The organism is Erythrobacter donghaensis (assembly GCF_001557325.1).
GTDB classification, from domain to species: domain Bacteria; phylum Pseudomonadota; class Alphaproteobacteria; order Sphingomonadales; family Sphingomonadaceae; genus Erythrobacter; species Erythrobacter donghaensis_B.
This window is the reverse complement of sequence record NZ_LSJS01000235.1, coordinates 1-21,554: the sequence shown is the minus strand read 5'-3', so window position 1 is coordinate 21,554 and position 21,554 is coordinate 1. Positions and strand designations below refer to the sequence as shown.

The following is a 21,554-nucleotide window of genomic DNA, read 5'->3' as shown; positions in this document are numbered from 1 at the left end:
GATGGCGGCACCTGCCCCTCCACCATGCTGCGCATGGTCCCCCTCCCCTGAAGGGGAGGATCAGCTCAGCGCGTAGTCGCTCACAAACGCGTTGGTCTTGCGCTCGCGCCCGAAGGTGCTGGTCGGGCCGTGGCCGGGGATGAACATCACGTCCTCGCCGAGCGGCCAGAGGCGCTGGGTGATGGAGTCGATCAGGTCCTGATGGTTGCCGCGCGGGAAATCGGTGCGTCCGATCGAGCCCTGGAACAGCACATCCCCGACAATCGCGAAGCGGCTGGGTTCGTGGAAGAACACCACGTGGCCCGGGGTGTGGCCGGGGCAGTGGATCACGTCGAGGGTGAGTTCGCCCACGCTCACCGTGTCGCCATGCTTCAGCCAGCGGGTCGGGGTGAAGCTCTTTGCCACCATCCCCCAGCGCGGGCCGTCATCATCGAGCTGGTCGATCCAGAAGCGGTCGTCCTCGTGCGGGCCTTCGATGGGCAGGCCCAGTTCCTCGGCCAACATCCCGGTCTGCCCGCAATGGTCGAGGTGCCCGTGGGTGACGAGCAGCTTTTCGAGGGTGACGCCCGCCTTGGCCACGCCCTCCTTCAGCTTGTCCAGATCCCCGCCGGGATCGACCAGCGCCCCGCGCATGGTCCTGGTGCACCAGATCAGCGAGCAGTTCTGCTGGAGCGGCGTCACCGGAATGATCGCGGCGCGCATGGGGGGAAGCTGTTTGGGGGTGTCGGTCATGGTTGAAACCATGGGTTTTGGCACAGCGCCTTGCAAGCCTACAATTGCACTAGCCTTGCCCTCGAGTTAGGCACATCTTTGCTTCGACTAAACAATCGGTGTTGAAGACGATCAGATGCGCGACGGTGAAGGTCCGCTCAGCAAATGCAAGACAACGAAAGTCCAAAGGGGTTCGACGCCTTGATGGAAATCGCCGGGCCCGGCTGGGGCTTTTGCGGCTGCGTCAAGAATGACCGTGTTTTGCACGTATCGGACCTCATCCCTTCGGAGGGGCAAGTCAGTGCGGACGACTTCGTCGATTGGCTTTTTCTGGCTGACGATATGAACCCGAATAGCGACCGCGAAAAATGGGCTCCGGTACGTCTCGCACTGAGGGACGCCTTTATCCAATGTATGGGCGGCGAAGTCGTCGATGCGGTCGAACTTCGATGGAGCTTCTCCAAGCGCGCCTAAACCCGCCCCCCCTTCCACACAACCCGCCCGATGATCGTGACCTCCTCGGCCGCCACCTCCACCGGCGGATAGGCGAAATTCTGCGACAAGAGAACCACCCGCCCCGGCCCGGCACTCGCCACGCGCTTCACCATCAGCGTATCGCCCAGACGCACCACATGGATACCGTCGCGGAACGGGCGCGGCGCGCGGTCGACGAGGATTTCGTCGCCATCGTTGAGCAGAGGCTCCATCGAATCCCCCTCGACCCGGATCGCCGAGAGCTCGGCGCGGGCGAGGCCCTGTTCCTCGAGCCAGCGGCGCGAGAAGCGGAAGGTGTCGAAGGCGGCCTCGGTGCCCGGCACCCGCCCTGCCCCGGCGGCCGCGCCGAGATCGAGGCGGGGCACCCCGACCCACTCGGCGGCCGCACGCGGCCCAGGGAGTTTTTCATAGGAATTTTCCTGCGGCTCGCGCAATTCCTCTTCATCCACCCCGAGGAAGCGGGCGAGCGTGGCGCGGTCCTGCTCCTCCAGCTTACGCGGGCTACCCTTGCGAATGAATTGCTGGAGATAGGACGGATTGCGCCCGAGCAACTCGGATAACGCGGCCAAGCTCACCCCCCGCGCCTGCGACAAGGCGAGTAGCCGCGTGCGGGGGCCATTCGGGATTTCACGGGGGTTCTGGACGGTCTCTGACATGAATTCATCCTACGCGAAGGATTTTTCCTAGACAAGTAGGAAATGTAGTGAAACAAATCAGGAACATCGGGCGAGTCGCCCGGTGCGAATCGCCCAGATCAGCAATTTGAGGGACGCAAAACCATGCTGCTAAGGACCGTCGAAACCTTCCTGCGGACGCACAACCTGCCCGCCACCAAGTTCGGGCGGCTCGCCCACCACGATCCGCGCTTCGTGCTCGACCTGCGCATGGGCCGCACCCCGCGCCGCGAGACCGAGATGCGCACCCGCGCGTGGATGCAGGGCTATGCCGCGGGCGCGGCCGGGGCGGAACATGGCAAGCCGGGGGAGATGGCCTGATGCTCACCGAAAGCTTGCGCGATCCCTTCGCCCACCTCACCGCCGACTTCGACCAGGTCGAGATCAAGTCCGCCGCCCTCCCCGTCGGCGCGCCCTCCGGGCTGCGGGTGCGCCGCACGCTCGCCGACCGGGTGCGCGCCGGCCTGATGGAGATCACCGGCGGCGCGGGCACGGTGTTGGCGCACGAGGAAAGGGCCTGGGCCTCGATCACCTTTGCCGGCACCCGCCACGAGGTGGTGCTCGAATTCTGCGGCGCCGACGCGGTCGCGGCCGGAGAGGAGCTGATCGAGCGCCTGCCCGATCACGAATTCACCATCCCCCGCCAACTGGTCGCCGACGCGACCATCACCAAGGTCGATCACCGCTTCGGCGCAATGGAGCGGCTCGAGGTGACCGCGGTGCTGCTGCTGCTGGAGGAGGGGTAATCCTCCCCTGCAAGGGGAGGATCAGGTTCTGCGGATCACCAGATTCCGGATCTCGCTCATGTCCTCCATCGCGAAGCGCACGCCTTCGCGGCCCAAGCCTGAATCCTTCACCCCGCCATAGGGCATGTTGTCGACCCGGTAGCTCGGCACGTCGTTGATAACGATCCCGCCGACATCGAGCCGGTCCCAGGCGTCGAACATCTGGAACAGGTCGCGGGTGAAGATGCCGGCCTGAAGCCCGAACTTGGAGTTGTTGACCTCCTCGAGCGCCTCATCGAAGTGGGTAAACTTCTGGAGGATCGCGAGCGGCCCGAAGGCTTCCTCGTTCCGCGCCTTGGCGTCCGCGGGGACGCCTTCGAGCAGCGTCGCCTCGAGCATGTTGCCGCGCGACAGACCCCCGCCGCACAGCAGGGTCGCACCCGCCGCCACGGCCTCGTCGATCCAGCCCTTGAGGCGCTTGGCTTCCCCGTCCGAGATCATCGGGCCGATGAAGGTATTGCGGTCCTTGGGATCGCCCGCCACCAGCGTGGCGGTGCGCTCGACCAGCATCGCCTTGAAGGCATCGTAAACGTCATCGTGGATCAGAATGCGCTGCACCCCGATGCAGGACTGGCCCGACTGGTAGAAGGCGCCGAAGATCACCCGTTCGAGCGCGTCGGCAAGGTCCGCATCCTTGTCGATGATCACCGCCGCATTGCCGCCCAGTTCCAGGACGACCTTCTTCTTGCCCGCCTTGGCCTTCAAGTCCCAGCCCACCCCGGGCGAGCCGGTGAAGGAGAGCAGCTTCAGCCGCTCGTCCTCGGTGAACAGGTCCGCCCCGTCGCGGCTGGCGGGGAGGATGCTGAAGGCACCTTCGGGCAGGATGTCGCACTCGGCCAAGACCTCGCCCATGATGATCGCGCCGAGCGGCGTCTTGGAGGCGGGTTTCATCACGAAGGGGCAGCCCACCGCAATCGCGGGCGCGATCTTGTGCGCGGCGAGGTTGAGCGGGAAGTTGAAGGGCGAGATGAAGCTGCACGGGCCGATGGGGACGCGCTTCCACATCCCCTGATAGCCCTTGGCACGCGGCGAGATGTCGAGCGGCTGGACCTCGCCGTAATTCCTGACTGCCTCCTCGGCGGCGATGCGGAAGGTGTCGATCAGCCGGGTGACCTCGCCCTCGGCATCCTTGATCGGCTTGCCCGCCTCGACGCACAGGGCATAGGCGAGCTCGTCGAAGCGTTCGCGGAAGCGGCGGACGCAATGCATCAGCACGTCCTGCTTCTCGTAGGAGGCAAGCCGCGCCATCGGCTCGGCAGCGCGCACCGCCCCGGCGATCCCCTCCTCGATCACGTCCGGCGTGGCGAGCGCGGTGCGGAAGGCGACCTCGCCGGTATACTTGTCGGTCACCTCGAGGTCGGTGTTGGGCTGGACGGCCTTGTTGTTGAGGTAGAGCGGGTAGGTGGATTTGAGTTGCACGCGCATTCTCCAAAACTTGTCATCCCCGCGAAAGCGGGGACCCAGAGCGGCTCAAATCAGGCGATGATCCGGTCATGAAGATCGAGCCATTGCGGGTTGTCCCGTTCGATCAGTTCCAGCTTCCACGCCCGGCGCCACTTCTTGAACCGCTTTTCGCGCAGGATCGCTTCGTTGACGTCCGAGAAGGCCTCCACATGGACAAGGCGATAAACGCCGTAACGGCTCGTGAAGCCCGGTGTAGCTCCCGACCGGTGCTGCCACATGCGCGCAGCGAGGTCGGAAGTGACACCGACATAGACCGTCCCGTTGCGACCGCTTGCGAGGATGTAGACATGATACGTCTTCTCCATGGCCGCCCCTGGGTCCCCGCTTTCGCGGGGATGACATGTGATTACAGCTCCTTCGACAGCCGCTTGATGTCGATGTTCAGGATCTGGTCGTTTTCGGTGTAGTCAACCGGGCAGTCGATGAGGTGCACCCCCGGCGTGTCGAGGCAGTGCTGGAGCAGGTCGGTGAGGTGCTCGGACGAGGTCACCCGGTGCCCGATCGCGCCGTAGCTTTCGGCGTATTGGACGAAGTCGGGGTTGCCATAGGTGAGGCCGAAGTCCTTGAAGCCCATGTTGGCCTGCTTCCAGCGGATCATGCCATAGGCATCGTCACGCAAAATCAGCACGGTGAGATTGAGGCCGAGCCGGACCGCGGTTTCCATCTCCTGGCTGTTCATCATGAACCCGCCGTCGCCGCAGATCGCCATCACCTTGCGGTCGGGATAGAGCATCGCGCTCATCATCGCGCTCGGCAGCCCCGCCCCCATCGTCGCCAGCGCGTTATCGAGCAGCACCGTGTTGGGAAGGTAGGCGGTGTAGCCGCGCGCGAACCAGATCTTGTAGACCCCGTTGTCGAGGCAGATGATCCCGTCCTCGGGCATCGCGCCGCGCACCTGCTGCACCAGATGCGGCGGGAAGATCGGGAAGCGGGTGTCGGCGGCGAGCCCGTCGGTGTGGGCCACTTCCGCCGCGCGGTATTCGAGCATCCGCTTGAAATCCCACTTGCCCTGCGGGACGATGTCTTCCTTGATCTGCCAGATCGCGTTGGCGATGTCGCCGATCACCTCCACTTGCGGGAAGTAGACCGGGTCGACCTCCGCCGTGCGGGTCGAGACGTGGATGACGGTGGGCGGGCTGTCCGATCCGACCGCGCCCTCGCCATCGTTGCGCATGAAGAAGGGCGGCTTTTCGATCACGTCGTGGCCGATATTGACGATGCAATCGGCGTCCTGGATCGCACGGTGCACGAAGTCTCCGGCGGACAGCGCCGCGCAGCCGAGGAACAGCGGGTGGCGCTCGTCGACCACGCCCTTGCCCATCTGGGTGGTGACGAAGGGAATGCCGGTCTTGTCGATGAACTGGCGCAGCATTCGGCCCGTCATCTTGCGGTTGGCGCCCGCGCCGATCACCAGCAGCGGGTGCCTGGCCGCCTCCAGCGCGAGCACCGCCTGGCGCACCGCCTTGGCCTCGGCAGAGGGGCGCCGCGCGAGGCTGGCGGCCAGCGGCCGGCTGGCGGTGTGCTCCTCGGCGATGTCTTCGGGGAATTCGAGATGCACCGCGCCCGGCTTTTCCTCCTCGGCCAAGCGGATCGCCTCGCGCACGCGGCTGGGGATGTTGTCGGCGCTCGCCAGCTGGTGGGCGTATTTGGTGATCGGGCTCATCATCGCGACCACATCGAGGATCTGGAAGCGGCCCTGCTTCGATTTCTTGATTGGCTTCTGCCCGGTGATCGCCAACGTCGGCATCCCGCCCAGCTGCGAATAGGCGACCGCGGTCACCATGTTGGTCGCCCCCGGGCCGAGGGTTGCAAGGAACACCCCGGTCTTGCCGGTGTGCCGGCCATAGGTCGCCGCCATGAAGCCTGCGCCCTGTTCGTGGCGGGTGAGGATCAGCTTGATCTTCTTGGAGTGCGAGAGGCTCTCGAGGAAATCGAGGTTTTCCTCCCCCGGCACGCCGAAGATGTACTCGACGCCCTCGGCCTCGAGGCATTCGATGAACAGGTCAGATGCCTTCTTGGTGTCGCTCATGTCGTTCCCCCCTGCATGTCGCGGCCCCCCGGCCGGCAAGCGCGCGATGCCCCTCCCCGGGCGATAGCGCGCCTGTGTGACCGCCCCGTGATGGGCGGTTTAGGCTCGCGAGTATTGCAGAAAAGCGCCAGATCGCCAGTGCGATTCTCGCGGCGGTGCGCAGCCCTCAGTAGCCCAGCCTGGGGTCGAACACCGGGGCAACCGGCTCGCCGCGCAAATAGCGGGCGAGATTGTCGAGGAAACGCTCGGCGCTACGGACGAACATCCTGTCCTGCGCGCGGCCCGACAGGTGCATGGTGACATGCGCGTTCGGCAAGGTCCACAGCACGTCCTCCGCCGGGAGCGGCTCGGGGGTGGTGACATCGAGGAAGGCGCCGCCGATCTGCTTGGCCTGCAATGCCGCGACGAGTGCCGGTTGGTCGATCACCGCGCCGCGCGCGATGTTGACGATGACGCAGTCCGATTTCATCGCCGCCAGCTCTTCCGCGCCGATCATCGCGTCGGTCTCGGGCGTGGCGGGGACGGCGAGGATCACCCAGTCGAATTTATCGAGCTGCCCGCGCCACTCGTCGGGGCCGAGGGTGCCCTCACCCCCCGAACGGCGCACCACCGTGACGTCGACCTCGAAGGCTTCAAGGCGCGGCTTGATCAGTTTCCCGATCGCGCCATAGCCCAGCAGCAGCGCCTTCGATCCCGCCAGCTCGCGCTTGCCGGGGCTGTCGAAAAGCCACTCGTGCCGATCCTGCGCGCGCACCACCTCGCGATAACCCTTGGCGATGGTGAGCATGCCCATCACGACATATTCGGCGATGGTGACCGCATTGATCCCCGCCCCGTTGGTGACGGTGATGCCGCGCTCGATCAGCACGTCCATGGGGAGGAAGTCGAGGCCGGCATAGATCGAGTTGAGCCACTTGAGCTTCCTGGCCGCGACCAGCGTGGCCGCCATCGCCTCCTTGTCGTTCATGTCGAACCAGCCGATCTCGGCTTCGGCAACCGCGTCGATGGCCTCCTCGGCCGACATGAACCATCGCACGTCGAGGCCCTGTGGCAGACGGGGTTCGAGCATCGGGCGGATCAGGCCGGAGATGGCCAAAGTGATCGGTCGCATGGTCATGACGCGAGCGTTACTGCCGGAACGCGAGCCACGCCACCCCTGCCAGAACAGGCAGGCCGGCAAGGTCGACATGAGCGATCCTGCGCAAGGCGGGCGGCGACCCGGCCTGCCAGTAGAGAACCAGGAAGCTCACCATGCTGAGGCCCACCACCAGCACCGCGAGCCTGTCCACCCCCTCGCCGCCGGGCCCCGGCCCGGCGGCCCGCGCCGACCTGCTTGACAGGCGGCGCGGGCGGGCGGCATCTGACGGCGTGCGCTTTCCGGTCTGCATCATCGACGATTTCCTCGGATCGGACGCCTGTGCGCGCCTTCACGCCTTCGCCGTCGACAACGAAGCCGCGTTCGCGCCGTCGCGGGTGCATACGCGCGAACAGCGCCAGGTGATCCAGACGGGCCTGCGCGATTCGTTCACCTTTTCAGGCAGCTTCGGTCCGCAGATGGCGCCGTTTCATGCCAGGCTCGATGAGAGCTATGACCGCATTGCCGCCAGGCTCGGAACGGGCCTGTTCGAGCGGAACCCGACCGAGCTGCACATGGTCGCGCATCGCGACGGGCAATATCTCGGCCGCCACATCGACACCCAGACCAGCCCCACCCCCTCGGCGCCGGTGAACAACCGGGTGATGACCCTGATCTACTATTTCAACCGGGAGCCGCGTGCGTTCACCGGCGGCGATCTCGTGATCTATCCGATGATCGGCGACGCGCACGAGGTGATCGCGCCGCGCGCCGACCGGCTGGTCGCGATCCCCTCCTTCGCCCCGCACGAGATCCTCCCCGTCGAGGTGCCGGGCAACCGCTTTGCCGATGCGCGCTTCGCGCTGGTCTCGTGGCTCGTGCGTCCGCCCGCGGCGGCGAGCCCCGCGGGTGCGGCCTAGCCGAGCTTCCACTCCCAGCCGAGCGGATCGCCGTCCATCACCTCGACGCCTTGCGCTGCAAGTTCGTCGCGGATCGCGTCGGAGGCGGCAAAGTCCCTGGCGGCGCGCGCATCCTTGCGGCGGGCGAGCGCGGCTTCGATTTCGGCTTCGGTGAGGCGTGCGGCCTTGGGGCGGATGCGGAGGTCGGCGCGGGTGAGGCCCATGAGGTTGAGGCCGAGAACAGAGTCCATTTTGGCTATTGCGTCCAGCCTGGCTTTGGGTGGCCAATCCTTGAGCGACAATGCCCATTCCACCGAGGTTATCGCCTCAGGGGTGTTGAGGTCCTCGCTCAGTGCCCTGTCGAATTGTTCTGTCCCTACTCGCCGCTCGATGGAACCATCAGCCTCGTCACCCTGAACTTGGTTCAGGGTCCATCCCTCCGCAGGCTCCGTTCCCAGATCGGCGATGGATGCTGAACCAAGTTCAGCATGACGGGCTTTGAGATGTTCAACCCCCATCACCATCCGCTTCAACCGCGTCAGCGCCGCGCCCAAGCCCTCCCAGCTGAATTCCAGCTCGCTGCGGTAATGCGCCTGCAAGCACATCAGCCGGTACGCCAGCGGGTGGTAGCCCCGGTCGACCAGCAATTGCAGCCGCAGGAACTCGCCCGAGGATTTTGACATCTTCCCCGAGCGTTCGACGAGGAAGTTGTTGTGCATCCAGATGCGCGCGCCGGAATTCCTCGGATCGTCCAGCCCGTTGGTGCAGCAATGCGCCTGGTTCTGCGCGATCTCGTTGGGGTGGTGGATCTCGCGGTGGTCGATCCCGCCGGTGTGGATGTCGAAGGGAAAGCCGAGCACCTCGCCGCTCATCACCGAGCATTCGAGATGCCAGCCGGGCGCGCCCCGGCCCCATGGCGAATCCCATTCCATTTGCCGCGTCTCGCCCGGCGGAGTCTTGCGCCAGATCGCGAAGTCGGCCGCGTTGCGCTTGCCCTCGACCGCCTCGATCCGGCCCTCCCCCTCCTCGGTCTGCGCGCGCGCCAGCCGGCCATAGTCGGCGACGGTCGAGACGTCGAAATAGAGCCCGCTTTCAAGCTCGTAGCAGTGCTTGTCCGCGATGCCCTTCGCAAATTCGATCATCTGCGGGACGTAATCGGTTGCCACCGTCCACTGCGCGGGCTGGCGAATGTTCAGTGCCTTCACATCGGCCCAATAGGCCTCCTTGTAGTGCGCGGCGATGTCCCAGATCGACTGCGCTTTCGCCGCAGCCATCTTCTCCATCTTGTCCTCGCCCGCGTCGGCATCATCGGTGAGGTGGCCCACATCGGTGATGTTGATGACGTGGGTGAGCTTGTAGCCCTTCCACGTGAGCGTGCGCCCCAGCACATCGGCGAAGACATAGGCGCGCATATTGCCGATGTGGGGGTAGTTGTAGACCGTCGGCCCGCAGGTGTAGACGCGCGCCTCTCCGGGGTGGACAGGCTCGAACACCTCGAGCTGGCGGGTGAGCGAGTTGAACAGTTTGAGCGGCGCGTCGGTCATGCGCGCGCTTTGCGTCGGGCCTGCGCGCGGGTCAATCCCAGCCGATGAACCGCACGTGCTCCTCGAGCGGCACGCGCTCGCGTTCGAAATTGTTCACCGGCGCCTCCGGGTCGCGGTAGCCGATCGCCATGCCGCAGAAGAACATGTAACGTTCCTTGTCGATCCCGAGGTGGTCGCGGATCACGTCGGCATAGAGCGCCATGTATTCCTGGAAGCAGCTGTCGAGCCCCTCCTCGCGCAGCAGGAGCGCGACCGTGGCGAGCCACATGCCGGTGTCCGACCACTGCGGCTCCTTCATCAGGCGCGGGAAGTAGACGAACATCACCGCGGGCGCGCCAAAGCTGACGGTGTTCTTCATCATCGCCGCCATGCGCCCCGCCCCGTCCTCGCGGGCGATCCCCATCGCGCCGAACATGCCGGCGGAGACGGCATGGAGGCGCGCGGTATAGGCGGGCTCCTGCCCGGGCGCGGTCCAGTCGTATTCGGCCTTCTGCGGCGGGGAGACGGCGAGCTTCGCCTGCAAGTCGCGAAGCGGCTGGCCGGTGACAATGGTGGCTTCCCACGGCTGGTAATTGCACCCCGAAGCCGCCCAGCGCGCCTTGTCCATCACGCGGGTGAGCGTCTCGAGCGGCACCGGCGTGTCGAGAAAGGCGCGGATCGAGCGGCGGGTGGTGACGGCTTCGGTGACGGTCATTGGGAGGACTTTCAAAGAAGGTTCGGAATATCTCGCGCACCGTGGAAAACGCGCAAGATGTCGACATGATCATCAGCGACGCGGAACACGATAATGTAGGATCGATGCAAGGCCGAGCGCAAATCGGGGTGCCATTCCTCGCGCGACGGAAATGATAACGGCCGCTCCGCAATGAGGCGGAATTTCGCCGTGAATTCGTCGAGGAATGACAAGGCCCTTGCAGGGTTATCTTGCGCAATATGCTGACCGATACCGGCGAGGTCGCGCTGCGCCTCGTCAGAAATGCGGTATTTCATGCAGCTTCGTCGTGGGTCTGTTCCCGCACCAGCTTTGCGACATGATCGCGCAGTTCCTGCATCACGGTCTCACCGTCGCGGAAGGGGCCGGCGAGCCCTTTTTCGATCTCGGCGCGGAACGTGGAGAGCGCCGCCTCGCGCCGCTCTTCCTTGTCGACCCACGCCCTGACGGCCTCGCGCACGATTTCACTGGAGGTGGCGTAGGAGCCCGCCTCCACCGCCGCGCGCAGCTTCGCCGCCATTTCGGCGGGCATGGTGACGGTGATGCGTTCGAGTTTGCTCATGGGTATGAGAATATCATACTTTGTGTGATTGGAGCAATGCGAGTGATCCCGGAAAATCGAGCTTGACAACATACTCTATAAAGTTACTTTACTGAGTAACTATGGAGAGCAACTATGCCATATCACACTATCGAGATAGACTGGGACATCCACCGCGCCATCGTCAATGAACAGCGTGGGTTTGATGAGCCCCCACACAAAGCCTTGCGGCGCTTGCTCGGTCTCCCTGATTTGGATGAAGCTGAGACCTCGGAAATGAAGATTCCCTTGAACGATCACGGTATCCCCTGGCGCGACGACGGAGTCGAAATCCCTAGCGGCACCAAAGCTCGGATGAAATACAACTACGGCCGTCAAATTTATGAAGGCCATTTTTCGGACGGTAAACTAGTCGTGAATGGCGAAGAATTCGACACACTGTCGAGAGCCGCAAGCAGCCTAGCCGTCACCAAAGATGGCAAGAAAACCCAGCTTGATGGATGGCGTTACTGGGAGGCACTTCTTCCGGGCGAAAAACATTGGAGAAGCCTCAAAGATATGCGGGCTGACGCACGAAAGAAAATCAAGAATGTGAGAGTTAACCTCTAGATTTCTTCTCATCCTCGAACAGCTCCGCCAGCTGCTCCATGATCGTCCCGCCGAGCTGTTCCACGTCCATGATCGTCACCGCGCGGCGATAGTAGCGGGTCACATCGTGGCCGATTCCGATCGCCACCAGTTGCACCGGCGAGACCTTCTCGATCCACTCGATCACGCTGCGCAGGTGCGCCTCAAGATAACCGGCGCTGTTCACCGACAGGGTGGAATCGTCCACCGGCGCGCCGTCGCTGATGACCATCAGGATGCGGCGTTCTTCGGGGCGGTATAGCAGGCGGCTGTGCGCCCAGATCAGCGCCTCGCCGTCGATGTTTTCCTTCAGCAGCCCCTCGCGCATCATCAGCCCGAGGTTGCGGCGCGCGCGGCGCCAGGGCTCGTCGGCCTGCTTGTAGATGATGTGGCGAAGATCGTTGAGGCGCCCCGGGTTCTGCGGCTTGCCATCGGCGAGCCACGCCTCGCGGCTCTGCCCGCCCTTCCACGCGCGGGTGGTGAAGCCGAGGATCTCGGTCTTGACCCCGCAGCGCTCGAGCGTGCGCGCCAGGATGTCGGCGCTGATCGCGGCGATGCTGATCGGCCGTCCGCGCATCGAGCCCGAATTGTCGATCAGCAGGGTGACGATGGTGTCCTTGAACTCGACATCGCGTTCGACCTTGTAGGACAGCGCCGTGCCGGGCGAGATGATCACGCGGGCGAGCCGCGCGGCATCGAGCACGCCTTCTTCCTGATCGAAGTCCCAGCTGCGGTTCTGCTGCGCCATCAGGCGGCGCTGCAGGCGGTTGGCGAGGCGCGTGACCACGCCCTGCAAGCCGGTCAGCTGGCTGTCGAGATAGGCGCGCAACCGGTCGAGTTCCTCGGCGTCGCACAGGTCGGGCGCGGCGACTTCCTCGTCGAAGCGGGTGGTGAAGGCCTTGTAGTCGACGCTCGCGGGCACCTCGGCCTGCGGGCGGTTGGGGCGCACCGGGGCGTTGGCGGCGTCGCTGTCGTCCGAGGGATCGCCCTCGGCCATGTCGCTGTCGGTCTCGGTGTCGGAGGATTGCTCCCCCTCGCCTTCGCCCTCGGCCATGTCGCCGGCCATTTCCGCGGACTGCGGATCGCCCTCGCCCTGGCTGTCGTCCTCGCCTTCGCTGTCGTCGTCGGGGCCGTCATCATCGTCGGCCTCGTCCGAATCGCTTTCGTCGGGGGCCTCGGTAGGCCGGGTCAGATCGAGCTCGCGCAGCATGTCGAGCGCGAGCTTCTGGAAGGCCTCCTGATCGCCGATCTTCTCGGCGAGCCCGGCGAAATCGCCGCCGACCTTCTCCTCGAGGAAGTCGCGCACCAGCTCGATCCCGCCCTGCGCCTTCTGCGGCACGGCCTCGCCGGTCAGCGCCTCGCGCACCAGCAGCGCGAGCGCGGTCTGCAAGGGGACTTCGGCCGAGTTCTGCGCGCGCACGATCTTGTCGCCCGCGGTGCGCAGCTCGGTCGCGGCGTCGAGATTGGCGCGGATGCCGCCGAAGCGGTTCGCGCCCAAAGCCTCGTAACGCACCTGCTCGATCGCGTCATAGCAGGCGCGCGCGATCGGTTCGGGCGGCGCGGATTTGGCGTGGAGCGCGGCGTCGTGGTGGCGCAGCTTCAGGGCGAAAGAATCGGCAAAGCCGCGCGCCTCGCGCACCTGGTCGGCGGGCAGGTCGCGGCCCGGCAGGGGCACGCGGAAGCGGTTGCCGGCGCTGCCGGGCACATCCGCGCTCCAGGCGACCTCGACCTCCGCATCGCGCGCAATCGCCCGGCTCGCGCCGGTGAGCGCCTGCTTGAAACGGTCGAGGGGGGACTGGTCGGCCATGCGTCTTGCAGTCTTACAGGATGCTCTGCCCCGTCCCGGCCCAGTCCTTCATGAAGCCCTCGATCCCCTTGTCGGTGAGGACGTGCTTGAACAGGTCGTGGATCACCTTGGGCGGCGCGGTCATCACGTCGGCGCCGATCTTGGCGGCCTGGAGCACGTGGGTGGTGTGCCGCACGCTCGCCACGAGGATTTCGGTGGCGAAATTGTAGTTGTCGTAGATCAGGCGGATGTCCTCGATCAGATCCATTCCGTCGAAGCCATTGTCGTCGTGGCGGCCGACGAAGGGCGAGATGAAGCTCGCACCCGCCTTGGCCGCTAGCAGCGCCTGGTTGGCTGAGAAGCACAGCGTGACGTTGACCATCGTGCCGTCCGACGTCAGCGCCTTGCAGGTCTTGAGGCCATCGACCGTCAGCGGCACCTTGATGCACACGTTGTCGGCGATCTTCCGGAGGACCTCGGCCTCCTTCATCATCGTCTCGTGATCGAGCGCCACGACCTCCGCGCTGACCGGCCCGTCGACGATCCCGCAGATTTCCGCGGTCACTTCCTTGAAGTCGCGCCCCGACTTGGCGATCAGCGAGGGGTTGGTGGTGACCCCGTCGAGCAATCCGGTGGCGGCAAGTTCGCGGATCGCCGCGATATCGGCGGTGTCGACGAAAAATTTCATCAGGGTCGCTCCAGATTTTTCCAATAGGCAGCGGGCTGCCATCGTTTTAGGGGCAGGCGCATGACACGCCTGCCAGCACGAATTGCGATGCTGCTTGCCGCCCTGTCGGCGGCTTGGCAACCGTCGATCGCGCGGGCCGGGGAAGAGGATACACAATTATGGGTTTTCCTGTCGGCGACCGGCCCGCTCGATGATGACACGCGGCTGACGATCGACACCTCGCAGCGCTGGCGCAGCGCGGCGCGCGGTGACGAGCAGCAGACGATTCGCATCCTGGTCGAGCAGCAGGTGGCCGAGCGGCTGGCGCTCGGCGGCGCAGTGGCAGTGTTCGAGGCCGGGGGGCTCAGCGAATTCCGGCTCGACCAGCAGGCGGTGGTGACGCTCGGCCGCTTCGCGCTGCGATCGCGAATCGAGGAGCGGTTCTTCGACCGGGCCGACCGGATGGAGGTGCGGCTGCGGCAGCGCGTCCTCTACAACCAGCCGCTCGCGCGGGACTGGCGCGCGACCCTGCACGGCGAATGGTTCGGCATCGTCCAGTCCCGTCGGCGCGATGTCCCGGATTCGGCCGAATGGCGCGCGCAGCTCTCGCTGTTCCACCGCCTCGGCAATAACTTCGAGGTCGGTGCGAACTACCTGTTCATCCTGGTCCCGAACGGCGACCGGCCGGACCGGATCACCCACGTTCCCCAGGCCACGGTCACCTACCGTTTCTGAGACAGATCAGACCCGGCTGCCGAGCCCGAACACGCCGATCAGCAACGGATCGCGGGTCGCCTCGGGATCGGCGCGGATCGCGGCTTCCTCGCGCGCGATCTCGCCCCAGATGGCATCGTCGATCTGCCGCCCGAAGCGGTCGGCGACCCCGGACACATCCACCCCGGTGAGCGCCGCGAGCGCCTGACCGAGCAGCGGATCGCGGCTGATCCGCAGCGCTTCGCCGAGTTCGGGGACGACGGCATCGAGCAGGGCGGAGCCGACCTCCTGCCGCAGGTAATCGCTCGCCGCCGAAGGCCCGCCGCGTACCAGCGCGAGCGCGTTCTCGAACCCGATCACCCGGATCGCGTCGGTCACCACCGGCGCGGCGCGGAAGCTCGCGTCGATCGCGAAGGTGGCAAAGCGCTCCTCGAGCCGGTCCTTGAAGGCCTGCGAGGTGAGGATGCGCCCCAGCACATCCCCGCGCGAGCCGAGCACATCGCCAAGCCCGATGCGGGCGACCTGCTCGTCCCAGAAGCCGCCCGGCGCAGTGAGGCGGGCAAAGGCGTTCTCGGTCGCAACGAGCAGCAGGCGGCGCACCGCCTCGGTCAGGCTGAATCCGCCCCCGGTGCTGGCACAGGCGGGAAGGAGCAGCATGGCGCCCGCCCCGGCGGCTCCGGCAAGCAGGCTGCGCCTCGTATGCGGACGGGCCGTGGTAAAGGTGGTGATCGCGGCCATTTTCATCGGTCTCCAACTTGCCCTCGCCCTTTGCACCGCCCCATATAACTGCGCGATGAACCGGGTTCGCCTCCTTGTATTGCATGCCGCGCTGGGCCCGCTCGATTACCGGCTGCCCGACGGCGTGCGCGCGCCTCCCGGCAGCGTGGTGGTCGCGCCGCTGGGCCCGCGCAAGGTGATGGGGATCGTGTGGGACGAGGGCCGCCTGCCGGGCGAGGAGATCGCCTTCGAGCGTCTGCGCCCGATCCTCGAGGTGCTGCCCGTCCCGCCCCTGCCGCAGGCGCTCAGACGGTTGATCGAATGGACCGCCGACTACTATTGCGCCCCGCTCGCCAGCACCGCGCGCATGGCGTTGGCGAGCGGCGGGGCGCTGGGCGGGCCGGCGACGATGACCGAATACCGGCTGACCGGAGCGGACAGCGCGGTGCGGCTGACCGCGCAGCGCAAGGCGGCGCTGGAGAAGCTGTCAGGCGAGCAGGGCACCATGCGCGAGCTCGCCGCGCTGGCGGGCGTCTCGGAAGGCGTGCTGCGCGGGATGGCGGGGGCCGGGCTGATCGAGCCGGTAGCGGTCAATATCGACCGCCCCTACCCGCCCGCCGATCCCGACTTCCACCAGCCCGCATTGTCGGAGGCGCAAGCTGCGGTCGCCGGCACGCTGGTCGAAGCGGTGCGCGCGGAGAAATTCGCGCCCTTCCTCATCGACGGGGTGACGGGATCGGGCAAGACCGAGACCTATTTCGAACCCGTCGCCGAGGCGATCCGGCAGGGGCGGCAAGTGCTGGTGCTGCTCCCTGAAATCGCGCTGACCGAGAATTTCCTCGCGCGGTTCGCGGCGCGGTTCGGGGCCAAGCCGGTGCTGTGGCATTCCTCGCTCAAATCGACCGAGCGGCGGCGGGCGTGGCGGGCGATTGCCGATGGTTCGGCACAGGTCGTGGTCGGCGCGCGTTCGGCGCTGTTCCTGCCCTATGCGAAGCTCGGCCTGATCGTCGTCGACGAGGCGCACGAGATCAGCTTCAAGCAGGATGACGGGGTGCGCTACAACGCCCGCGACGTCGCCGTGATGCGCGCGCGCTTCGAAGGCCTGCCGGTGATCCTCGCCAGCGCAACGCCCGCGCTCGAGAGCCTGCACATGGCCGAAATCGGGGTCTACACGAAGCTCGATCTGCCCGCCCGCTTTGGCGGCGCGAGCCTGCCTTCCGTGCGCCTCGTGAACCTCACCGAGGAGAAGCCCGGCAGCCAGCGCTGGCTCGCCGGGCCGTTGATCGAGAGCTTGCGCGAGCGGCTTGACAAGGGCGAGCAATCGCTCCTGTTCCTCAACCGCCGCGGCTATGCCCCGCTGACGCTTTGCAGGAATTGCGGGCACCGCTTCAAATGCCCCTCGTGCAGCGCATGGCTGGTCGAACACCGCCTCTCCGCCCGCCTCGCCTGCCACCATTGCGGCTTCGAGACGCGCGTGCCCGAGGCCTGCCCCGAATGCGGGGAGAGCGACTGCCTCGTCGCCTGCGGGCCGGGGGTCGAGCGGATCGCGGCCGAAGTCGCCGAGCTGTTCCCCGAGGCGCGGCTCGCGGTTGCCACCTCCGACACCTTGAACACCCCTGACCGCGCGGCGGAATTCATCGCAAAGGCGGAAGGCAAGGCGATCGACATCATCATCGGCACGCAGCTTGTCACCAAGGGCTTCCACTTCCCCGATCTGACGCTGGTGGGCGTGGTCGATGCCGACCTGGGCCTCGAAGGCGGAGACCTGCGCGCGGGCGAGCGCACCTTCTCGCAGATCGCGCAGGTCGCGGGCCGCGCCGGGCGGGGCGCGAAACCGGGCGAGGTGCTGATCCAGACCCGCCACCCCGATGCCCCCGTCATTGCCGCGCTCGCGAACGGCGACCGCGACGCCTTCTACGCCGCCGAGACGCAAGGGCGGCGCGATGCGGGGGCGCCGCCGTTCGGCAGGTGGGCTGCGATCATCCTGTCTTCCGAGGACGAAAAGGAAGCGCGCGAGGCCGCCCAGCGGCTCGGCGACGTGCGCCCACGGCTGGGGGACGTCCAGATCCTCGGCCCCGCCCCTGCTCCACTGTCATTGCTGCGCGGACGCTATCGCTATCGCTTTCTGGTGAACGCTCGCCGCAGCGCGAATTTGCAAGCGGTGCTTCGGGACTGGATCGGCGCGGTGCAATTTGCGCCCGGGGTGCGGGTGGGGATCGATATCGACCCCTACTCCTTCGTCTGAGCGCGAAACCAAAGCGCAGGCCACCGCGTATCCTCCCCATGACCCGTCCCGTTCTCGTGCCGATCCTCGGCGACCAGCTGTCGCGCAATCTCTCCAGTCTCGAAGGCCTGACGCCAGCCGAAACCCGAATCCTGATGATGGAGGTGTGGGACGAGGCGACCTATGTGAAGCACCACAAGCAGAAGATCGTGCTCATTTTTGCGGCAATGCGTCATTTCGCCGAGGAACTGCGCGCCGAGGGCTGGCAGGTCGATTACGTGCGCCTCGACGATCCCGCCAACACCGGCAGCTTCACCGGCGAGGTTGCCCGCGCCGTCGAACGCCACGCGCCGTCCGAAATCCGCGTCACCGAAAGCGGCGAGTGGCGGGTGCACGGAGCCATGCTGGAATGGGAGGGCCGCTTCCCCTGCCCCGTGAGCATCCTCCCCGACACCCGCTTCATCGCCACCCACGCCGAGTTCCGCGCCTTCGCCGAGGGGCGCAAGCACTTGACGATGGAGTATTTCTACCGCGAGATGCGGCGCAAGACCGGCCTGCTGATGGAAGGCGACAAGCCCGTGAGCGGGGTCTGGAACCTCGACGCGGAGAACCGCGAGCCGCCCAAGCAGGGCCTGAAAGCGCCCCCGGCTCCCAAGTTCGCCCCCGACGCCATCACCCGGGAGGTTATCGTGCTGGTCGGCGAACGCTTCGCCGACCACTTCGGCGATCTCGAACCCTTTGGCTGGCCGGTCACCCGTGCCGGGGCCCTCGAAGCCGCCGAGGCCTTCTTCGCGCGCCGCCTTTCGCTGTTCGGCCCCTATCAGGACGCGATGATCCATGGCGAGGACGACCTCTACCACTCGATGCTCTCGACCAGCCTCAATTGCGGGCTACTCGATCCGCTCGAACTGTGCCGCGCCGCCGAGGCTGCCTACAAAAGAGGCAGGGCTCCGCTCAATTCCGTAGAGGGCTTCATCCGCCAGATCATCGGCTGGCGCGAATATGTGCGCGGGTTCTACTGGTACACCATGCCCGCCCTTGCCGAGGCCAACGAACTCGCCGCCCACCGGCCCCTGCCCGAGTTCTTCTGGACCGGCGCAACCGACATGCGCTGCCTTGCCGATTGCATCCGCACCACCCGCGAGGACGCCCATGCCCACCACATCCAGCGGCTGATGGTGCTGGGCAATTTCTGCCTGATCGCCGGGATCGACCCCAAGCAGGTCGCCGACTGGTATCTCGCCGTCTATGCCGACGCCTATGAATGGGTCGAGCTGCCCAACGTGGCGGGCATGGTGCTCTATGCCGACGGCGGCAAGCTCGCCACCAAGCCCTATGCGGCGAGCGGCAATTACATCAACAAGATGAGCAACTACTGCAAGGGCTGCCGCTACAAGGTCGCCGAGAAGACCGGCCCCGACGCCTGCCCCTTCAACCCGCTCTACTGGCACTTCATGGCGAAGAACCGCGACAAGCTCGAAAGCAACCACCGCATCGGGCGCATCTATGCCACGTGGGACAGGATGGGCGAGGCGAGGCAGCGCGAATATCTGGAGAGCGCGGAGACCTTCCTTGCCAGCCTCGAGCCCGCTCGCATCGGCTGGGCGCGCGCCGAATAGCGATCAGCGCTCCGACAAGCCGGCGCCCGCCCGGGCCGCTGCGCGCAGTTCCGGCGTCAGCGCAGCCGTGCGCGGGGCCAGCGGCTCGCCATCGCCCTGCTCGCCATTTGCCTCGATCTCGCCGAGCAGCAGACGCATCTGCTCGATCTCCCTGACCTGGGCGGCGATGATGTCGTCGGCCAACCTGCGCACCCGCGGATCGGATATCCTCGCCCGCTCGCTGGTCAGCACCGCGATCGAATGGTGCGGGATCATCGCCTTCATCCACGCCCGGTCGTCGACCGTCGACTGACTGCGCGCGAGGAACAGGAACAGGCCAAATCCGGCGACGGCGGCAAGCATCACCGCGATCTTGACGGCCCGCGTCCGGTACATCCCCCACATGAAGCCCAGCATGATGACGATCATCGCCATGCCCATCATCAGCGCCATCCACATGCGGGTCTGGCTGAAATAGACGTGATCGGCTTCGTAGACATTCGAGTACTTGAGCACGAACATGGTGACGATCGAGGAGGCGATCATGGCCGCGAAGGTGGCCCATCTGCCCTTGTGCGCGTCGGCTTTGGCGTGCTGCATGGCGTTCCTTTCGAAACCAGGCCCAAGCGCGTCCAGCACAGGATGTTCCGCAGAACCGCGCAAGGCGAGGCTTCCGCGAGGTGACCTGCTGGACTAGGGTCATGGCTTCCATCCGGGAGAGAGCCTCACCATGCTGACCATCCACCACCTGCGCCTGTCGCAATCCGAACGCATCGTCTGGCTCGCCGAGGAGCTGGGGCTCGAATACGACCTGAAGCTCTACGACCGCCGCGCCGACAACCGGCTCGCGCCGGACGAATACAAGGCATTGCACCCGATGGGCATCGCGCCCGTCATCACCGACGGCGATCTGGTGCTGGGCGAGAGCGGGGCGATCATCGACTACATCGTCGCGAAACATGCGCCCCAGACGGCCGCCGCGACCGGCCTCGTGCCCTCGCCCGATCACCCCGACTATGCCGACCACCTGTTCTACTACCACTGGGCCAACGCGACCTTCATGACCAATGGCATGATGGCGCTGGTGGCGCAGTTCATGGGCGCGGCCGAGCTGCCCTTCTTCGTCGCGGACCGGGTGCAGAAGGGCTGGGCGATCGTCGAGGAGCGCCTCGGCGAGGCTGCCTATTTCGGAGGCAGCCAGCTCACCACCGCCGACATCATGATGGGCTTCCAGCTCACCACGTCGCGGGCGATGAGCGGCATGAGCATCGACCACCTGCCCAACCTCAAGGCCTATCTCGCGCGCATCGGCGAGCGGCCCGCATATCAGCGCGCGATGGCCAAGTGCGAGCCGGGGATGCCGCCGAAGCTGGATTGAGGATCGCGGATGGGGTGGAAACGGCAGGACAAGAAGAAAGACCCCGGGGCGAAAGTGCCACCGGGGCATCCCTTCCATGACCTCATCGAAGAGGCTTACCTCGTCTTCGCCGGACCCAAGCCCGACGATGTGGACGTTTGCACCCATTGTTGCATGACCCAAGCGACTGCGGAGGATTTCTTCCGCCCGAATATTGCCGAACTCCCGCTCGACTATCTGCGTGAATGGTTCGGTGCAGCCTACCCAGCAGGAGGCGTCAATCAGCTTATCTGGGCCTACCTCTTGCCCCGCACGCTTGAAGTGATCGCCATGGGCGAAGAGCCCGACGTCAACGGCATCGAATTGTCGCTTTCGCGCTTTGATACCGGCAACCCGGGCCATTGGTCTGCCGCGCAATGGAGCGTGCTTGACCGGTTCCGGGGCCAATTCCTCAACACGGCCCCATCGCGGCACCACGCGCTAGACGAGACGTTATGCATGTTCCGCCGCGGGGGCTGGCAGTTGGATGATCTGCTGGCACAGGTGCTCGCGATGCCGGACGAAGATATCGTCGGGCGACTGTGGCAGGACTGGTGCGACGGGTTCGGCGCATATGGATACGTCTCTACGACCAATTTCTGGCAAACCGCCGACGCGGCACGGGTGCGCGATTTCTACGAATCCGATGCTTTGCGCAATCGACTGGAGAGCATCGCGCTCAGCGACAGCGCGGTTGCCGACATCGCCGCGAAGGCATCCGACCTTGTCAGCGTGATCGAACGGGCCGCCTAGACCGCACGCCCCTCCTGCCTGAGCAGTTCGGCGTTGATCGCCAAGCCATAAGCATACCCCCCCGAGCGTGCCGTCCGCGCCGATCGCCCGGTGGCACGGGATCAGCACCGCGATGTGGTCCGCCCCCTTCGCCCCGTTCGCCC

At 65.9% G+C, this 21,554-nt stretch carries 25 protein-coding genes and 1 pseudogene; 10 read left to right on the top strand and 16 right to left on the bottom strand.

Annotated features, from left to right (window positions below; all coding sequences use genetic code 11):
* Positions 1–60: 60 nt before the first annotated feature.
* Complete coding sequence (locus AX692_RS14330; RefSeq protein ID WP_073974343.1) at positions 61–702, bottom strand: MBL fold metallo-hydrolase; 642 nt, start codon at positions 700–702, stop codon at positions 61–63.
* A 210-nt stretch (positions 703–912) separates the two neighbouring features.
* Between AX692_RS14330 and AX692_RS14325 the strand changes: the two genes are divergently transcribed.
* Positions 913–1,185, top strand: a complete 273-nt coding sequence (locus AX692_RS14325) for a hypothetical protein (protein WP_155646327.1) — start codon at positions 913–915, stop codon at positions 1,183–1,185.
* Here the strand turns inward: AX692_RS14325 and AX692_RS14320 are convergent.
* On the bottom strand, positions 1,182–1,862 hold the full coding sequence (locus tag AX692_RS14320) for a LexA family transcriptional regulator (protein ID WP_073977071.1): 681 nt from the start codon (positions 1,860–1,862) through the stop codon (positions 1,182–1,184). The genes AX692_RS14325 and AX692_RS14320 overlap by 4 nt on opposite strands.
* A 123-nt stretch (positions 1,863–1,985) precedes the next feature.
* On the opposite strand from AX692_RS14320, the gene AX692_RS14315 reads away from it, so the two are divergent.
* Both AX692_RS14315 and AX692_RS14310 read left to right on the top strand, forming a co-directional pair.
* Positions 1,986–2,201 (top strand): hypothetical protein, encoded by a 216-nt coding sequence (locus tag AX692_RS14315; RefSeq protein WP_073974869.1) that lies wholly within the window; start codon positions 1,986–1,988, stop codon positions 2,199–2,201.
* Complete coding sequence (locus tag AX692_RS14310; protein ID WP_230959466.1) at positions 2,201–2,626, top strand: hypothetical protein; 426 nt, start codon at positions 2,201–2,203, stop codon at positions 2,624–2,626. Before AX692_RS14315 ends, AX692_RS14310 begins: the two co-directional genes overlap by 1 nt.
* Positions 2,627–2,647: 21 nt before the next feature.
* Here AX692_RS14310 and AX692_RS14305 read toward each other — a convergent pair whose 3' ends face one another.
* The 5 genes from AX692_RS14305 to AX692_RS20225 all read right to left on the bottom strand — a co-directional run bounded on the left by AX692_RS14305 (position 2,648) and on the right by AX692_RS20225 (position 7,549).
* Positions 2,648–4,090 (bottom strand): aldehyde dehydrogenase family protein, encoded by a 1,443-nt coding sequence (locus tag AX692_RS14305; protein ID WP_073974870.1) that lies wholly within the window; start codon positions 4,088–4,090, stop codon positions 2,648–2,650.
* Positions 4,091–4,140: 50 nt separating this feature from the next.
* Positions 4,141–4,434, bottom strand: coding sequence for a GIY-YIG nuclease family protein (locus AX692_RS14300; protein WP_073974871.1), 294 nt, complete (start codon positions 4,432–4,434; stop codon positions 4,141–4,143).
* 41 nt (positions 4,435–4,475) lie between these two features.
* Positions 4,476–6,158, bottom strand: a complete 1,683-nt coding sequence (locus tag AX692_RS14295) for an acetolactate synthase large subunit (protein ID WP_073974872.1) — start codon at positions 6,156–6,158, stop codon at positions 4,476–4,478.
* A gap of 166 nt (positions 6,159–6,324) precedes the next feature.
* A complete protein-coding gene (locus tag AX692_RS14290; RefSeq protein WP_419470474.1) occupies positions 6,325–7,269 on the bottom strand; it encodes a D-2-hydroxyacid dehydrogenase in 945 nt (314 codons plus the stop codon).
* Positions 7,270–7,285: 16 nt separating this feature from the next.
* Positions 7,286–7,549 carry a hypothetical protein gene (locus tag AX692_RS20225; RefSeq protein ID WP_073977734.1) on the bottom strand — a complete coding sequence of 88 codons (264 nt, stop codon included), beginning with the start codon at positions 7,547–7,549 and terminating at the stop codon, positions 7,286–7,288.
* Between AX692_RS20225 and AX692_RS14280 the strand changes: the two genes are divergently transcribed.
* Positions 7,527–8,153, top strand: a complete 627-nt coding sequence (locus AX692_RS14280) for a 2OG-Fe(II) oxygenase (protein WP_073974875.1) — start codon at positions 7,527–7,529, stop codon at positions 8,151–8,153. The genes AX692_RS20225 and AX692_RS14280 overlap by 23 nt on opposite strands.
* Here the strand turns inward: AX692_RS14280 and cysS are convergent.
* The 4 genes from cysS to AX692_RS14260 are packed head-to-tail and all read right to left on the bottom strand — an operon-like array spanning position 8,150 to position 10,950.
* Positions 8,150–9,676: a cysteine--tRNA ligase gene (gene cysS / locus AX692_RS14275; protein ID WP_073974876.1), complete on the bottom strand. Its 1,527-nt coding sequence runs from the start codon at positions 9,674–9,676 to the stop codon at positions 8,150–8,152. The two genes, AX692_RS14280 and cysS, sit on opposite strands and share 4 nt — an antisense overlap.
* A 31-nt stretch (positions 9,677–9,707) precedes the next feature.
* A complete protein-coding gene (locus AX692_RS14270; protein WP_073974877.1) occupies positions 9,708–10,370 on the bottom strand; it encodes a nitroreductase in 663 nt (220 codons plus the stop codon).
* A gap of 11 nt (positions 10,371–10,381) precedes the next feature.
* Positions 10,382–10,666, bottom strand: a complete 285-nt coding sequence (locus AX692_RS14265) for a type II toxin-antitoxin system RelE/ParE family toxin (RefSeq protein WP_073974878.1) — start codon at positions 10,664–10,666, stop codon at positions 10,382–10,384.
* A complete protein-coding gene (locus tag AX692_RS14260; protein WP_073974879.1) occupies positions 10,663–10,950 on the bottom strand; it encodes a ribbon-helix-helix domain-containing protein in 288 nt (95 codons plus the stop codon). Before AX692_RS14260 ends, AX692_RS14265 begins: the two co-directional genes overlap by 4 nt.
* Positions 10,951–11,064: 114 nt before the next feature.
* Here AX692_RS14260 and AX692_RS19755 point away from each other — a divergent pair, with 114 nt between their 5' ends.
* A complete protein-coding gene (locus AX692_RS19755; protein WP_155645044.1) occupies positions 11,065–11,538 on the top strand; it encodes a hypothetical protein in 474 nt (157 codons plus the stop codon).
* Here the strand turns inward: AX692_RS19755 and cobT are convergent.
* Both cobT and fsa read right to left on the bottom strand, forming a co-directional pair.
* Positions 11,528–13,363 carry a cobaltochelatase subunit CobT gene (cobT, locus tag AX692_RS14250; RefSeq protein WP_073974881.1) on the bottom strand — a complete coding sequence of 612 codons (1,836 nt, stop codon included), beginning with the start codon at positions 13,361–13,363 and terminating at the stop codon, positions 11,528–11,530. The genes AX692_RS19755 and cobT overlap by 11 nt on opposite strands.
* A 13-nt stretch (positions 13,364–13,376) precedes the next feature.
* Positions 13,377–14,030, bottom strand: coding sequence for a fructose-6-phosphate aldolase (gene fsa / locus AX692_RS14245; protein WP_073974882.1), 654 nt, complete (start codon positions 14,028–14,030; stop codon positions 13,377–13,379).
* A gap of 87 nt (positions 14,031–14,117) precedes the next feature.
* Here fsa and AX692_RS14240 point away from each other — a divergent pair, with 87 nt between their 5' ends.
* On the top strand, positions 14,118–14,744 hold the full coding sequence (locus tag AX692_RS14240; RefSeq protein WP_073974883.1) for a DUF2490 domain-containing protein: 627 nt from the start codon (positions 14,118–14,120) through the stop codon (positions 14,742–14,744).
* A 6-nt stretch (positions 14,745–14,750) separates the two neighbouring features.
* On the opposite strand, the gene AX692_RS14235 is transcribed toward AX692_RS14240, so the two are convergent.
* Positions 14,751–15,380, bottom strand: coding sequence for a DUF4197 domain-containing protein (locus AX692_RS14235; RefSeq protein ID WP_230959609.1), 630 nt, complete (start codon positions 15,378–15,380; stop codon positions 14,751–14,753).
* A gap of 136 nt (positions 15,381–15,516) precedes the next feature.
* Here AX692_RS14235 and AX692_RS14230 point away from each other — a divergent pair, with 136 nt between their 5' ends.
* Together AX692_RS14230 and AX692_RS14225 are read left to right on the top strand one after the other, a co-directional pair.
* A complete protein-coding gene (locus tag AX692_RS14230; protein WP_073974884.1) occupies positions 15,517–17,685 on the top strand; it encodes a primosomal protein N' in 2,169 nt (722 codons plus the stop codon).
* 38 nt (positions 17,686–17,723) lie between these two features.
* A complete protein-coding gene (locus AX692_RS14225; RefSeq protein WP_073974885.1) occupies positions 17,724–19,283 on the top strand; it encodes a cryptochrome/photolyase family protein in 1,560 nt (519 codons plus the stop codon).
* A gap of 3 nt (positions 19,284–19,286) precedes the next feature.
* Here the strand turns inward: AX692_RS14225 and AX692_RS14220 are convergent, their stop codons facing one another.
* Entirely contained in the window at positions 19,287–19,862 is a 576-nt protein-coding gene (locus AX692_RS14220; RefSeq protein WP_073974891.1) for a DUF305 domain-containing protein, read from the bottom strand.
* A gap of 130 nt (positions 19,863–19,992) precedes the next feature.
* Here AX692_RS14220 and AX692_RS14215 point away from each other — a divergent pair, with 130 nt between their 5' ends.
* Both AX692_RS14215 and AX692_RS14210 read left to right on the top strand, forming a co-directional pair.
* On the top strand, positions 19,993–20,640 hold the full coding sequence (locus tag AX692_RS14215; protein WP_073974886.1) for a glutathione S-transferase family protein: 648 nt from the start codon (positions 19,993–19,995) through the stop codon (positions 20,638–20,640).
* A gap of 9 nt (positions 20,641–20,649) precedes the next feature.
* Positions 20,650–21,411, top strand: coding sequence for a hypothetical protein (locus tag AX692_RS14210; protein WP_073977072.1), 762 nt, complete (start codon positions 20,650–20,652; stop codon positions 21,409–21,411).
* Here AX692_RS14210 and AX692_RS20570 read toward each other — a convergent pair.
* Positions 21,408–21,554: pseudogene (locus AX692_RS20570) on the bottom strand (MGMT family protein); the annotation flags it as partial. The gene AX692_RS14210 and the pseudogene AX692_RS20570 overlap by 4 nt on opposite strands.